We start from the raw sequence: 14,379 nt of genomic DNA, 5'->3' as shown, positions 1-14,379 counted from the left end.
AGGCGACGATAAGCAATTTGTCGTCGCCCACAGCATACATATCGCGCACCTTGCCGCGCGCCACCAAAGGCAGCGACTTGATCTGCGACTGATGCAACGGCCCCATTTACTGCACCACCTGAGCCAGTTTGCCTGCCGCATAGCGGGCGGCCATGTCGTCGAGCGCAATAGGCTTGATCTTGTCGGCGTTGCCGGCCGTACCAAACTGCTGGTAGCGCTGCACGCAGATTTTCTTGGCGGCCTCGCGAGCCGGCTTGAGGTACTCGCGCGGGTCGAATTTGGAGGGGTTTTCGGCCATGAAGCGGCGAATAGCGCCGGTCATGGCAAGACGAATGTCGGTGTCGATGTTGATCTTGCGCACGCCGAACTTGATGGCTTCTTGAATTTCTTCAACGGGCACACCGTAGGTTTCTTTCATGTCGCCGCCGAACTGGCGGATTTCGGCCAGAAGCTCTTGGGGCACGCTGGAGCTGCCATGCATGACCAAGTGGGTGTTGGGCAGTCGGGCGTGGATTTCTTTAATGCGCGAAATCGACAGAATGTCGCCGGTGGGCTTGCGTGAAAACTTATAAGCACCGTGGCTGGTGCCGATGGCAATGGCCAGGGCGTCGAGCTGGGTCTTGCGAACGAAATCGGCCGCTTGCTCGGGGTCGGTGAGCAATTGGTCCATGGTCAGGGTGCCTTCGGCACCGTGTCCGTCTTCTTTGTCGCCCATCATGGTTTCGAGCGAGCCCAGGCAGCCCAGCTCGCCTTCGACGGTAATGCCCAGCTTGTGAGCCATCTCGACCACACGTTTGGTGACGTCGACGTTGTAGTCGTAGTCGGCAATGGTCTTGCCGTCTTCTTTGAGGGAGCCGTCCATCATGACGCTGGTAAAGCCCAGGTCGATGGCGCCCTGGCACACTGCGGGCGACTGGCCGTGGTCTTGATGCATGACCACCGGCAGATGGGGGTAGCTTTCGACGGCGGCCTGGATAAGTTGCTTAAGAAAGGTTTCGCCGGCGTACTTGCGAGCACCCGCCGAAGCCTGCATGATGACCGGGCTATTGGTTTCGTGCGCGGCCTCCATAATGGCCTGCACTTGCTCGAGATTATTGACGTTGAATGCGGGAATGCCGTAGCCGTTCTCGGCGGCATGATCGAGCAACTGGCGCATGGAAACTAGGGCCATGACGAGACCTCCAAATCAGATGAATAAAGGGGATAGATCAATTTTACCCGCTAGCTGCGTGGTGTGCGAACCGCCGACTTGGGGCGAAAGGCCTTGACCACCTGCTGGTGCGTTTCAATGTAGGGGCCGCCGATCAAATCTATGCAATAGGGTACGGCGGCAAAAATGCCCGGCACCACCTGTGCGCCATCGGCGTCTTTCAGGCCTTCGAGCGTTTCTTTGATTGCCTTGGGCTGGCCCGGCAGATTGATGATCAGTGCAGCATGGTCGGCGGTTTCACGAACCACCGCCACCTGGCGCGACAATATGGCCGTGGGCACGAAGCACAGGCTGATCTGGCGCATTTGTTCGCCAAAGCCCGGCATTTGCTTGGTAGCGACCTCCAGCGTGGCCTCGGGGGTGACATCGCGTCGTGCGGGACCGGTGCCTCCGGTTGTCAGGACGAGGTCGCAGCCGACCTCGTCAACCAGCTCAACCAGGGTACGAGCAATAACAGGCTGTTCGTCAGCAATCAGGCGGGTCGCATACTGAGCCGTACCGACCAGGGCTTGGGTCAGCCATTCTTGCAAAGCCGGTATGCCCTGGTCTTGATATGCCCCGCTGGAAGCGCGGTCAGAAACCGAAACCAGGCCGACCAGAAGCTCATCAGGATTACGGCGTAACAGCCGGGTGTTCGCGGACATGAAGCCCCTCCTAAGCTAAGATTAGCGGGCGGCGCGCTGCTGCAAAATATCGACTGCAGGCAGGGTCTTGCCTTCCAGAAACTCGAGAAAGGCGCCCCCGCCCGTAGATATGTAGCCGACCTTGTCGGTAATGCCGTATTTGGCAATAGCGGCCAAAGTGTCGCCGCCGCCGGCGATGGAAAACGCCTGCGAGTCGGCAATGGCGCGGGCGATCGTTTCAGTGCCTCCCGCAAAGGCATCAAACTCAAACACCCCCACCGGGCCGTTCCACACAATGGTACCGGCGTTGCGCAGCATTTTTGCCAGGCCGGCCGCCGTATCGGGGCCGATATCAAGAATCAGATCGTCATCGGCCACTTGGTCTGCGGGTTTGGTCACGGCCTGCGCATCGGCGGCAAACGACTTGGCGCACACCACATCGGTCGGAATGGGCACTTCGGCGCCGCGCTGCTTCATGATTTCAATCACTTCAAGCGCCTGGTCGATCTGGTCGGGCTCGGCCAGCGACTTGCCGATGGAAAGGCCTTGCGCCAGCATGAAGGTGTTGGCGATGCCGCCGCCCACGATCAGTTGGTCGACTTTGTCGGCCAGCGAACGCAAGATCGAGAGCTTGGTCGATACCTTTGAGCCCGCCACAATCGCCACCATGGGGCGTTTGGGTTCTTTCAGGGCACGACCCAGGGCGTCGAGCTCGGCTTCGAGCAATGGGCCTGCACAAGCAATAGGCGCAAAACGTGCGATGCCGTGCGTGGTGGCTTCGGCCCGATGCGCCGTGCCAAAGGCATCGTTCACATACACATCGCACAACGCAGCCATTTTGCGCGAAAGGGTTTCATCGTTGCTTTTTTCGCCAAGATTGCAGCGACAGTTTTCAAGCAACACCACATGGCCCGGGTCAACCTGTACGCCCTCGACCCAGTCCCGTATCAGCTCAACCGGCTGGCCCAGCAGAGCCGTCAGCCGTGCCGCCACCGGAGCAAGCGTGTCGTTCGCGGCAACGCGCCCTTCGGTGGGCCGTCCCAGGTGCGATGTAACCATAACAGCGGCTCCGGCGTCCAGGGCCTTTCGTATGGCGGGAATCGAAGCGCGAATACGCGTGTCTTCGGTGATTTCGCCGGCATCGTTGAAAGGAACGTTAAGATCGGAGCGGATAAACACGCGTTTGCCGGATAAGGCGTCTGTCTTGGCCAGGGCCGAAAGAGTCTGGATCGATGACATAAGAAAAAAGAACGTAATTGAAAAAAAGGGCGGGTACCCCCCGCCCTTGCTCGTTGCCGCGCCTGTTACTTGGCCGACATCAGGGCCACCGTGGTATCGAGCATGCGGTTCGAGAAACCCCATTCGTTGTCATACCACGAACCCACTTTGACCAGCGTACCCGAAACCTTGGTCAGGCCTTCATCCACCGTGCTGGAAGCTGTCGAGTGATTGAAATCGACGGAAACCAGGGGTTCGTCGGTGTAATCAAGAATACCCTTGAGCGGGCCTTCGGCGGCGGCGGCCTTGAGTATGGAGTTGACTTCATCCACCGAAGTTTCGCGAGCAGCCACGAACGACAGGTCGACCAGCGACACGTTGATGGTGGGAACGCGAATGGCATAGCCGTCGAGCTTGCCGTTAAGCTCGGGCAAAACCAGACCCACAGCCGAAGCCGCACCGGTCTTGGTGGGGATCATGCTGGAGGTGGCCGAGCGGGCGCGACGCAGATCGGTGTGATACACATCGGTAAGCACCTGGTCGTTCGTGTAGGCATGAATGGTGGTCATCAGGCCGTTGACCACGCCGATTTTCTGATGCAGCGGCTGCACCAGCGGGGCCAGGCAGTTGGTCGTGCACGAAGCGTTCGAAATAACGGTGTCGCTTGCCTTGAGCACGTCGTGGTTCACGCCGTAAACAATGGTGGCGTCAACGTCTTTGCCGCCGGGTGCCGAGATAATCACTTTCTTGGCGCCGCCCTTCAGGTGGGCGCTTGCGGCCTCTTTGGTGGTGAAAAAGCCCGTGCATTCGAGCACGACGTCGACCTTGAGCTCGCCCCAGGGCAGTTCGGCAGGATTGCGGTTGGCCAGCACACGAATGCGGTCGCCATTGACCACCATGTAGTCGCCGTCAACCTCTACCGTACCGGGGAAACGGCCGTGCGCGGTGTCGTAACGGGTAAGGTGAGCGTTGGTCTTGGGGTCGCCCAAGTCGTTGATGGCGACGATTTCAATGTCGTGCTTCTTGCCGTCTTCGTAGTGGGCCCGCAGAACGTTGCGTCCAATGCGTCCGTATCCGTTGATCGCTACGCGAATTGCCATGGTTACTCTCCTGTTTATTGCAAAATTTGTTCGACGGCCGCCGCAACACGCTCGACAGTCAGGCCGAAATGCTTGAATAAGACACCTGCCGGAGCCGATTCGCCGTAGGTATCCAGCCCCACGACGGCGCCCTCAAGGCCGACATACTTGTACCAGCCGGTGGTAACTCCCGCCTCGACCGCAACACGCGGCAAGCCCTTGGGCAACACCGATTCGCGCCATTGCGCATCTTGCTCGTCGAAAACCTGGGTGCAGGGCATGGACACCACGCGCACCGCGACACCCTTGGCGGCCAATTGTTCTTGCGCACCCAGCGCCAGCGCCACCTCGGAACCCGTGGCGATAATGACCGCCTGTGCATTGTCGGCGTCGCGCAGCACATAGCCGCCGCGAGCAATGGCGTCGATGGTTTTGTCGTCGCGCTGCACAAAGGGCAAGTTCTGTCGCGACAGCAGCAAGGCGCTCGGGCCGCCATTGTGCACTTGCATTCCCAGGCTGGCCGGGCGCTGCAACGACAACTGCCACGCTACCGCGGTTTCGGTGGTGTCGCAGGGACGCCATACATGCAAGTTCGGAATCAACCGCAGGCTGGCCGCGTGTTCGACCGACTGGTGAGTGGGGCCGTCTTCGCCAAGGCCGATGGAGTCGTGGGTAAACACATGCACCACCCGCTGCTTCATCAGGGCCGCCATGCGGATGGCGTTGCGGGAATAGTCTGAAAACGTAAGAAAGGTGCCGCCAAAAGGCAAATAGCCGCCATGCAGGGCCACACCGTTCATAATGGCCGCCATGCCGAATTCGCGTACGCCATAGTTGATGTGGCGGCCGAACTGCAGGCCTGCATCGGTGGCGCGCACCGCCGTCACGCCCTTCCAGTCGGTAAAATTGGAGCCGGTGAGGTCGGCCGAGCCGCCCAGCAGTTCGGGCAGCATTTCGGCAAAAGCCGTAATGGCAAACTGCGACGCCTTGCGGCTTGCAACAGTTTCGGCCTTGCTTGCTGTGGCCTGCACAAAGGCGCGCGCCTGGTCGGCAAAGCCTGCCGGAAGCTCGCCGGCCATGCGGCGCGCCAGCTCGGCTGCTTCTTGCGGAAACGCCTGGGCATAGGCATCGAGCGACTTTTGCCACTCGTCTTGCCAAAGCTTACCTTTGACGCGTGCGTCCCAGCGCTGATACACATGCTCGGGCACCACGAAGGGCTCGTGAGGCCAATCAATGGCTTGGCGGGTGGCGATGATTTCGTCGGCGCCCAGAGGCGCGCCGTGCACTTTCTCGGAGCCCGCCATGCCGGGCGAGCCTTTACCAATAACGGTTCGGCAGCAAATTAGTGTCGGGCCCTTGCCTTGTGCCGCCCACGCTTTGGCCTGTTCGATGGCCTGGTCAACGTCGGCCACATTGTGGCCGTCGACATTGCGAACCACGTTCCAGCCATAGCTTTCGAAGCGGGAGGGCGTGTCGTCGCCGAACCAGTGTTCGACCTTGCCATCGATGGAGATGCCGTTGTCATCGTAAAAAACGATCAGTTTCGACAGCCCCAACGTACCCGCTAGCGAGCAAGCCTCGTGCGAGATGCCCTCCATCAGGCAGCCGTCGCCCACGAAAGCGTAGGTAAAGTGATTGACCACCTGATGGCCGTCGCGATTGAATTCCTTGGCGAGCAACGCTTCAGAAAGCGCCATGCCCACCGCATTGGCCAGGCCCTGGCCCAATGGCCCGGTGGTGGTTTCAACACCCGCCGTAATGCCGACCTCGGGGTGGCCCGGCGTGCGTGAATGCATCTGCCTGAAGTTCTTGAGCTCTTCGATCGGCAGGTCGTAGCCGGTAAGATGCAACAGCGAATAGATCAGCATCGAGCCGTGCCCGTTCGACAACACGAAACGGTCGCGGTTGATCCAGGACGGATCAGAAGGGTTATGACGCAGATGACGCGTCCAGAGGGCTTCGGCGATGTCCGCCATGCCCATGGGGGCGCCCGGATGACCGGAGTTGGCTTGCTGGACGGCATCCATGGAAAGCGCACGGATGGCATTGGCCAAGGTAGAGTCTTGGGCTGGCGTTAGGCTCATGGGGTATTCTCTAGGGCTGGCAGCCGCAAGGGCCGAGTTTCCTGGTCAACATTACAAAGCATTCGATTTTAGCACCCCGGGCATAGTCCGGCTTTGTAACCAACCCTTAGCGCCGTTGTAACGCGACCGCCCCCGGCCCGGCCGCAACCGAAATTGTCAAACCTGCTTAACGCCGCCCCTTTTTCACCGCAAATGGCCCAACCAAGATTCTTCTGCTCTGCGCCCCTGCAAGCCAACCAAATGCAGGAACTGCCCTCCGACCTTGCGCACTACGCCCTGCGTGTACTGCGCCTGAAAGACGGCTCACGCATTACCTTGTTTGACGGGAACGGCGGCCAGTTCGACGCGATACTGCACGTTCACGGCAAAACCGCGCAGGCGACCGTGGGCGCACATCAGGCGATCGAAGCCGAGCTGCCGGGCCGCATCACCTTGGTCCAGGGCCTGCCCTCGGGCGACAAAATGGACTGGATCGTCGAAAAAGCGGTCGAGATGGGCGCACATAGACTGATTCCCGTCTCGGCACGACGCAGCGTTGTGCAGCTAAGTGCAGAACGCCAGGTCAAGCGGCTGAAACACTGGGAGCGTATTGCACAGTCGGCCAGTGAGCAATGCGGGCGCAACCGGATTATGAAAATCGAGGCTCCAGCCTCGCTGGAAACCTGGCTGGAAAACATGGACGAGACCGGCGGTGCGCTGCTGCTATGCCACCCCGAGGCCACACAAACCTTGAACGACCTGATCGGTAGTGCCGCGAACGTCACCTTGCTGGTGGGCCCCGAGGGCGGGTGGTCGGAAGAAGAACGGCAACAGGCTTTCAATCACGGCGCAAAACCCGTACGGTTCGGAACCCGGGTGTTGCGAACCGAAACCGCCGGCATCGCCCTGATCGCTGCTATCAGCGCGCTAAAAGGCTGGACCTGAACCGTTTGCCCTGATCGTTATTGAATGCAGCGGCCGACCGCCGCTGCATTCATGAGGCTTATTCGGCCTCGCGAGAGCCCGAATACGGGGTCGGCGCAACGCCGGGCTCGGGGTCGGGATGCTTGCCGGCGTGCACCACCGCATAAGCAAAACGACGATCGTTGTTTGCGGCGAACTCGACCACGTCTTCGCAGACGGCCAAAATTGCCGCTGTGTCGTCGGTTAGTGCCGGGTCGCCCGAATGCAGCTTGTCGAACCACAAGAACAACCCGGCCTTGTGATCGAGCACCGTATCACAGAGGCAATCGTAGAGTGCGTCAAGGTTGCCCCCAAAAAACTCGGGAAAATCAACGGCTTTGACCACGGCCCGCAACACCGCCGAGCGACTGCGAGCGCGATCACAGTCGACAATATAGGCGGTCATGCCCGCTGCCTTGGCCCGCTCAATGGCTTCATCCCTGGAGATGGCGGAAGAGTCGATCAAACCACCCTTCTGAAACTTTTTCTGCCATGCCTGCGCTTGGGTCATTATTGCGTCTCCTTGAAAAACGCTTTGACTTCATCGATACGATCCATGCTGTCAGCCCTACCCAGACGGATGAGCTCTCGTGTGTATCCGGCTTCGAACAGCAAGTACGAGACCAACGCCCCGCCTGTCGTGGCCCCGGAACCTGACGATACACCGAGTACCCGGAAAAGTGTACGAACCGAACGTGGCATTTGATGCAAAAACTCCATGGCTATTTTGTCCAGCGGCTTGCTGGGGGTTATTGTCAGTGCGCTGACATTTCTCAGGGTCTGGGTTTCGACCGCTTCGGGCGGCACCAGTTCCAACAAACTATTAATCCGTTCCAACCTTTCAACATCCATGGACAGGCCGTCCATGAAGATGCTGGACAACACATGTCCACCTACCTGAGCGAGCGGTGGATAATTGGAATCCACCCGGCGCGCCTCTGTGTGCGTGTCGTCCCGGTGGCCGGTACCCACCACCAGCACCCGCTTGGCTCCCAGATGAATGGCAGGACTAAGCGGCGCCATCTGACGCATTGACCCATCGCCGCACCACTCGGTTTTGCCGTTGACCAAAATGGCCTCGGCGGGAAACACGAAGGGTATGGCGCTGGAGGCCATCAGGTGCTGGACCCCTAAGGGCCCGGGCACCGCGCGACGCAAGCTGCGCGTCCATGGTTCGATAAGGTGGCGCGCATTATAGAAGGTAAGATGCTCACCGCTGATAAAAGCGGTTGCAGTAATGGCAATGGCAAGCAGTTCGCCCTCGTCCAGGTTGTCGTTCAGGCGGTCAAAATCAAGCGCTGAAGCAAGCAACTTTGACAAGGGGCCGTTGTCGAGCAGCGAACTGGGCCGCTGCCCGCGCAAACCAGGCCACAGCCAGCCAAGCGTCAACATGCTCAGCCAATGCCAGCCAGTGCTGACCAGGGCCAGGGCGTCGCTGCGGTAGATGTGGTCAGTGCTTAAATGCTCCCAAAGCGTGACGAGGCGATCGACCGCCAGATGACTATCGTTGGCGCGACAAGCCAATGCGGCGGCATTGATGGCTCCGGCCGAGGTGCCGCACACAATGGGAAAAGGGTTTCGAAACTTGGGGGAACGCTGGGGATCGAGAATATCGAGCACGCCGGCCAATACGCCGACTTGGTAGGCGGCGCGAGCGCCGCCCCCCATCAGTACAAGGCCTACCGGCGACTGACCGAAGCCTTGGCGCATGACATTACGATGAACGGGTCATATTCGCGTCCAGCACGGTAAGAGCCGCCATGTTGACGATGCGCCGAACCGTCGAGCTGGACGTAAGAATATGCACCGGCGCATTCACGCCCAGCAAAAACGGGCCCACTGCCACGTTTCCACCCGCTGCGGTCTTGATCAGGTTGTACGCAATGTTGCCGGCATCGACGTTGGGGCAGATCAGCAGGTTGGCCGCGCCCTTCAGGGTCGTATTGGGCAAGATGCGTTGGCGCAAGGCTTCATCCAACGCGCAATCGCCATGCATCTCGCCATCGACCTCCAGACTGGGGTCCTGGGCCCGCACGATTTCGAGCGCGTCACGCATTTTTGCGCCCGAGGCCGAGCTTCCGCTGCCGAAATTCGAGCGCGACAGCAGCGCCACCTTGGGCTCGATGTTCAACCCGCGCATCTTGGCGGCCGCCGCAAGCGTAATTTCGGCCACTTGCTCGGTGGTCGGGTTGTCGTTGACGTGGGTGTCGGCCAACGCAATGGTGCGCTCGGCCAGCAGCAAAATATTCATGGCCGCATAAGTGCGTGCGCCCGGTGCCTTGCCAATGACCTCGTCGATAAACCGCAAGTGGTCGGCATAGGCACCCACCGTACCGCACACCATGCCGTCGGCATCACCCATGTGAATCATCATGGCGCCGATCAGGGTAAGGCGGCGACGCATCTCGACGCGGGCCATCTCTTTGGTAATGCCCCGACGGCACATGATTTCCCAGTAAGCAGTCCAATAGCGATGAAAACGCTCGTCGTACTCGGTATTGGTGACTTCTACATCCACACCCAGCTTCAGGCGCAGGCCGAATTTCTTGATGCGCGCCTCGAGCACCTCGGGGCGACCAATAAGTATGGGTTTGGCGAGCTTTTCGTCGACCACGATCTGCACGGCGCGCAGCACCCGTTCTTCTTCGCCCTCGCTGAACACAATGCGCGCCTTGCCGCCGTCGCGCACAATGCTTTTTGCGGTCGAGAACAGCGGCTTCATGAACGAACCGGAGCGATACATGAACTGTTGCAGCTCGTCGACATAGCTGTCGAAATCGGCAATCGGCCGTGTTGCCACGCCGTCTTCCATGGCGGCGCGCGCCACGGCAGGCGCCACACGCACGATCAGGCGCGTGTCGAAGGGCTTGGGTATTAAGTACTCGGGACCGAAGGACACGTTATACGTGCCGTACGCCGCCGCCACCGCGTCGTTCTGTTCTTCTTGAGCCAGTTGCGATATGGCTTCGACGGCGGCCTTTTCCATGCCCCGCGTAATGGTGGTTGCACCGACGTCAAGCGCCCCCCGGAAAATATACGGGAAGCACAAAACGTTGTTGACCTGATTGGGGTAGTCGGACCGGCCCGTGGCCATGACAATGTCATCGCGCACTGCATGGGCGTGTTCGGGAAGGATCTCGGGGTCGGGGTTGGCCAGCGCCAGAATAATGGGCTTGTCAGCCATGGCCGCCACCATTTCAGGCTTGAGCACACCCCCGGCAGAAAGCCCCAGGAACACGTCGGCGCCCTGAATGATTTCGCCCAGCTTGCGTTCGGAAGTGTCTTGCGCAAAACGCTCTTTGGCCGGGTCCATAAGCACGGTACGGCCCTTGTAGACCACTCCCTCGATGTCGGACACCCAAATGTTCTGAATGGGCAGACCCAGGTCGACCAGCAGATCAAGGCATGCCAGGGCAGCGGCACCGGCCCCGGAAACCGCCAGCTTGACCTTGGTAATGTCTTTGTTCACTACCTTGAGGGCGCTGATGAACGCGGAAGCCACGCAAATGGCCGTGCCGTGCTGATCGTCGTGAAAGACCGGGATCTTCATGCGTTCGCGCAGCTTTCGCTCGACGATGAAGCATTCGGGGGCCTTGATGTCTTCAAGATTGATGCCGCCGAACGTCGGCTCGAGGCCGGCAATGATTTCGACCAGTTTGTCGGGGTCGTTTTCGTTGATTTCTATGTCGAACACGTCGATGCCGGCAAACTTCTTGAACAGCACGGCCTTGCCTTCCATAACCGGCTTGGACGCCAGCGCACCGATGTTGCCCAGGCCAAGCACTGCGGTGCCGTTGGTAATGACCCCCACCAGATTGCCACGCGCCGTGAAGCGATAGGCGTTGCTGGCATCGCTGACAATTTCTTCGCAAGCAGCGGCAACGCCGGGCGAGTATGCCAGCGCCAGATCCCGTTGATTGGAGAGCTGCTTGGTAGGCGTGACGGCAATTTTGCCCGGTCGGCCTTGCTCGTGGTATTCGAGGGCCGCTTTGCGAAAGTTTTCTTCCATGGTGTTCGACTCAGACAGACGAGATGAATAAGAGACGATCATTCTAGCCCCTTGCACGGCTTCGGTCATGAAGCGGTGCTTACGCTAGGCGCGGCGCCCGCCAAGGACGCACGCGGCATGCGTCAGAGATCTTGGCCGGGATCGGGAAAAACGCGGTGTGGGTCAAACAGCAATTTGGCCTGGCGATCAAGCGTAGACGCTTGTTCCCACACCGCCTGCGCCTCATCATTTGGCGGGCGGCTGGTATAAGCCTTGGACCAATCAACAAGCGGCAACGCGGGCCGCGCCTCGAAAACCATCCATTCGATCCAGCCCAGGTCGCCGCCGTGCCCCAGGAACAGATGAGAAAGATTGACCTCATGCCCCTTGACGGGGCTCATGGCATCCAGCCGGTAGCGCGCCGGCCAGTGCGGCATGTGGCTGAACTCTGCAACCAACTCGGACGACACCAGCGAAAAAAGTTGCGGCACCAGCTTTTGCTGGGTCAGGGTGGCAAGAGGAAGACGGTTGTGGGTGCCGAATGGGCCGAATATCGCAGCCGTGCCGTCGGCCATCAGCACCGACGCATTCAGCAGGCCCGAACGAAACGACTCACCCGGCGCCCATGCACACAGGCTTCGGTCGGCTATCCACGCAGCAATGGTCATATAGCCCGGCTGGTCGGCAAACTGAGTCAGGCCGGCATCCGTCAATTCGGCCAGCAAGGTGCCGGGTTGTACAAACCATTTACCGTCCTGGTCGGGAAGGGGCTGCACGCCGGCCATCGCGGCGTCGAGCTCCACCCACAGCACCGACTGCCCGGTGAGACTGTCGGCCTGTTCGACACCGTTAAGCGCCAGCACGACACCGAACTCGCGGCACAGCGCCAGGGCAAGGCGCACATCGCCTCCGTGGCTTGGGGTTAGACGCCCGCTGCCTTTTCCGTCGTACAGGCCGAAATCAAGAAAATTGCCCCCTACACCTCGGCGCAGGCGGCGCACGAACTGCTCCCAAGGGGTTTGCGCCGCACGGCGCCCAGTAAGAAAAGCCCGTCTCGAGTTGGACTCCATGTGTGTTTCCTGTTGTCCGGCGACGATGGCTTGTGTGTTTTCGTCGGAACGTTTTCAATGAGTCAAAAAAGTATAGCGAGGTATGCTGCGTACTATCTGCAAGCTTCTACAATCTAACTTTTTTCGACGAGCCTCGCCATGCCCCGCCTTGCCAAGCGTACCGATCAGGTTATGCCGTTTTACGCAGTAGAGATCTTCAAGCAGGCCAGTGCCCTGAAGGCACAGGGCCGGGACATTATCAGCCTGGGGATCGGCGAACCCGACTTTACCGCGCCGGCGCAGGTGGTTGAAACGCTGAACCGTGCTGCAGCAGCCGGGCTGAGCGGCTACACGCCCCCTGCCGGCCTGCCCGCCCTGCGAGAGGCGATTGCTCACTACTATCACGAGCAGTTCGGCGCCCAGGTGGATGCGGGTCGCGTGGTGGTGACCTCGGGTGCCTCGGGCGCCCTGCTGCTGGCAGCCATGGCATTGATCAACCCGGGCGACGAAGTATTAATGGCCGACCCCTCGTACCCGGCAAACCAGAACTTCATCATGGGCGCAGGGGGTATCCCGCGCCTGATTCCATCCAGCCCCGAACAACGCTTTCAGTTGTCGGCCCAAGACCTGCGGGAACACTGGGGCCCGGCCACGCGTGGCATTTTAATCGCCTCGCCCAGCAACCCTACCGGCACTAGCATTAAGCAGGCCGAACTGCACGAGCTGATCGCCGAAGTGCGCGCGCGAGACGGCTTCATCATCATGGACGAAATCTACCTGGGTCTGTATTACGGCAATGCCCCGCGCAGCGCCCTGGCCCAGGATGACGACATCCTCATCATCAACAGCTTCTCGAAATACTTCCACATGACCGGCTGGCGCCTCGGATGGCTGATCGCCCCGCAGACCATGGTGCCCGCCATCGAAAAGCTGGCTGCCAGCCTTGCCATCTGCGCGCCCTCGCTGGCGCAACATGCCGCGCTTACCTGCTTCGAGGCTGAGGTAATGCGCGTGTACGAGAATCGGCGGCTGTCGTTCAAACAAAGGCGCGACTATCTGCTTCCGCAACTCGAGCGTCTGGGTCTTCAGGTACCGGTAGAGCCCGACGGCGCGTTCTACATTTATGCCGACATCAGCAAATACAGCACGGACAGCGATCAATTTGTGCAACGGCTGTTGCATGAGGCCGGCGTGGCCACGGTTCCAGGGCGCGACTTTGGCCCGGCCCATGCCGCCAGGATGGTGCGCTTGTCATATGCCACGGGGCTGGACCGGCTGCAAGAGGCCGTGGACCGCATCGAACAGTTCTTGGCGACCAGCCAGCCAAACGCCTGAACAAAAACGCGCAAGGGGTGATTTACTGGCGGGGCGCAATGCCCGAGGCCAAAGAAAGCCGGCGTCGCTCAGCCAGCACCTTGGCGCCGTAGCCGCCGTCGGTGGGGCCCGTAGCCCCTACATAACAGGCCAGCCCGCCGGCCACCGACCCCCGACGCCTGATACAGTCGTGCAGTATCTGGCTGCCGACGCGGATATTGGCGATAGGGTTAAGGGCGGCATCCGGGCCGCCTTCGAAGGGTTCGAACTTCTCTTCGTGCACCCGCGTCATCACCTGCATCAGCCCCTGCGCACCTACATGGCTCTCGGCAAAAGGGTTGTATCGTGACTCAATGGCAATAACGGCAAGAATCAGCAAGGGGTCAAGTTGTTTCTCGTGCGCTACGGCATAGACGGTATGAATCAGCACTCCGGCCACATCGTGGGCGATGCGATACTTGCGCGCGATATAGCTGCGCAAGGCCTGGGCCTGCACTTTAGAGACCCCGGGTATTGAGAACGAGTCGATCGCGCCCAACGCCTCGGCAAAGGTCTGGGGTTCGGAAAACCCGTCTTTGGCTTCGGGGTCGCTGCCAGTGCCCGACCGCAACACCACTCGCCCCCCTGAAAGGCGCTGGGCAAGGGTCAGGCCCGCGGCCCCGTCCATGCCTTCGGGCTTAAGGCTGACCAGCAAGGCCGCGTGAATCTGCTGCGACTGATCGCGCAGCGAGGGCACGATAAAACTCAGGGCCACAATGACCAGCACCGCAATGCCCAAGTACACGGCCGCGGCGTGCGTCACTTCAGCCAGGCGCCTTCCGATTGCGCGCACCGACCGTTCCACCCACGCAAAGGTATCCGAAGCGCTCATC

General features: G+C 60.3%; 12 protein-coding genes and 1 pseudogene. 2 read left to right on the top strand and 11 right to left on the bottom strand.

Annotation, left to right across the window (positions count from 1 at the left end; translation table 11 throughout):
* The 6 genes and pseudogenes from VL003_RS02785 to tkt form a co-directional block, all read right to left on the bottom strand.
* Nucleotides 1-106, bottom strand: a pseudogene (locus VL003_RS02785) (phosphoribosylaminoimidazolesuccinocarboxamide synthase); the annotation flags it as partial.
* Nucleotides 107-1,171 carry a class II fructose-bisphosphate aldolase gene (gene fba, locus VL003_RS02780; RefSeq protein ID WP_325439353.1) on the bottom strand — a complete coding sequence of 355 codons (1,065 nt, stop codon included), beginning with the start codon at nucleotides 1,169-1,171 and terminating at the stop codon, nucleotides 107-109.
* Between the two features lie 50 nt (nucleotides 1,172-1,221).
* The gene (gene mog / locus VL003_RS02775) at nucleotides 1,222-1,854 is read right to left on the bottom strand and encodes a molybdopterin adenylyltransferase (RefSeq protein ID WP_325439351.1); all 633 of its coding nucleotides are present in this window, start codon (nucleotides 1,852-1,854) and stop codon (nucleotides 1,222-1,224) included.
* Nucleotides 1,855-1,875: 21 nt separating this feature from the next.
* A complete protein-coding gene (locus VL003_RS02770) occupies nucleotides 1,876-3,072 on the bottom strand; it encodes a phosphoglycerate kinase (RefSeq protein ID WP_325439349.1) in 1,197 nt (398 codons plus the stop codon).
* A 65-nt stretch (nucleotides 3,073-3,137) separates the two neighbouring features.
* A complete protein-coding gene (gap, locus tag VL003_RS02765) occupies nucleotides 3,138-4,151 on the bottom strand; it encodes a type I glyceraldehyde-3-phosphate dehydrogenase (RefSeq protein ID WP_325439347.1) in 1,014 nt (337 codons plus the stop codon).
* 14 nt (nucleotides 4,152-4,165) lie between these two features.
* Nucleotides 4,166-6,214 carry a transketolase gene (gene tkt / locus VL003_RS02760; protein WP_325439345.1) on the bottom strand — a complete coding sequence of 683 codons (2,049 nt, stop codon included), beginning with the start codon at nucleotides 6,212-6,214 and terminating at the stop codon, nucleotides 4,166-4,168.
* Nucleotides 6,215-6,406: 192 nt separating this feature from the next.
* On the opposite strand from tkt, the gene VL003_RS02755 reads away from it, so the two are divergent.
* Nucleotides 6,407-7,138, top strand: coding sequence for a 16S rRNA (uracil(1498)-N(3))-methyltransferase (locus VL003_RS02755; protein WP_325439343.1), 732 nt, complete (start codon nucleotides 6,407-6,409; stop codon nucleotides 7,136-7,138).
* A 58-nt stretch (nucleotides 7,139-7,196) separates the two neighbouring features.
* Here VL003_RS02755 and VL003_RS02750 read toward each other — a convergent pair whose 3' ends face one another.
* From VL003_RS02750 to VL003_RS02735, 4 genes are all read right to left on the bottom strand, one after another.
* The gene (locus tag VL003_RS02750) at nucleotides 7,197-7,667 is read right to left on the bottom strand and encodes a barstar family protein (protein WP_325439341.1); all 471 of its coding nucleotides are present in this window, start codon (nucleotides 7,665-7,667) and stop codon (nucleotides 7,197-7,199) included.
* On the bottom strand, nucleotides 7,667-8,866 hold the full coding sequence (locus VL003_RS02745) for a patatin-like phospholipase family protein (RefSeq protein WP_325439339.1): 1,200 nt from the start codon (nucleotides 8,864-8,866) through the stop codon (nucleotides 7,667-7,669). The genes VL003_RS02750 and VL003_RS02745 overlap by 1 nt, the downstream gene beginning before the upstream one ends.
* A gap of 4 nt (nucleotides 8,867-8,870) precedes the next feature.
* Nucleotides 8,871-11,165, bottom strand: coding sequence for an NADP-dependent malic enzyme (locus tag VL003_RS02740; RefSeq protein ID WP_325439355.1), 2,295 nt, complete (start codon nucleotides 11,163-11,165; stop codon nucleotides 8,871-8,873).
* Nucleotides 11,166-11,287: 122 nt separating this feature from the next.
* Nucleotides 11,288-12,214 carry a hypothetical protein gene (locus tag VL003_RS02735; RefSeq protein WP_325439337.1) on the bottom strand — a complete coding sequence of 309 codons (927 nt, stop codon included), beginning with the start codon at nucleotides 12,212-12,214 and terminating at the stop codon, nucleotides 11,288-11,290.
* Between the two features lie 138 nt (nucleotides 12,215-12,352).
* Here VL003_RS02735 and VL003_RS02730 point away from each other — a divergent pair, with 138 nt between their 5' ends.
* The gene (locus VL003_RS02730; protein WP_325439335.1) at nucleotides 12,353-13,528 is read left to right on the top strand and encodes a pyridoxal phosphate-dependent aminotransferase; all 1,176 of its coding nucleotides are present in this window, start codon (nucleotides 12,353-12,355) and stop codon (nucleotides 13,526-13,528) included.
* Between the two features lie 22 nt (nucleotides 13,529-13,550).
* Here the strand turns inward: VL003_RS02730 and VL003_RS02725 are convergent, their stop codons facing one another.
* On the bottom strand, nucleotides 13,551-14,378 hold the full coding sequence (locus VL003_RS02725; RefSeq protein WP_325439333.1) for a lytic transglycosylase domain-containing protein: 828 nt from the start codon (nucleotides 14,376-14,378) through the stop codon (nucleotides 13,551-13,553).
* Nucleotide 14,379 lies beyond the last annotated feature (1 nt).

This window comes from Pusillimonas sp. (assembly GCF_035515275.1).
Classification (GTDB): Bacteria; Pseudomonadota; Gammaproteobacteria; order Burkholderiales; family Burkholderiaceae_B; genus Pusillimonas.
The sequence above is the reverse complement of the archived record's forward strand: the minus strand, read 5'-3'. Positions and strand labels throughout refer to the sequence as shown.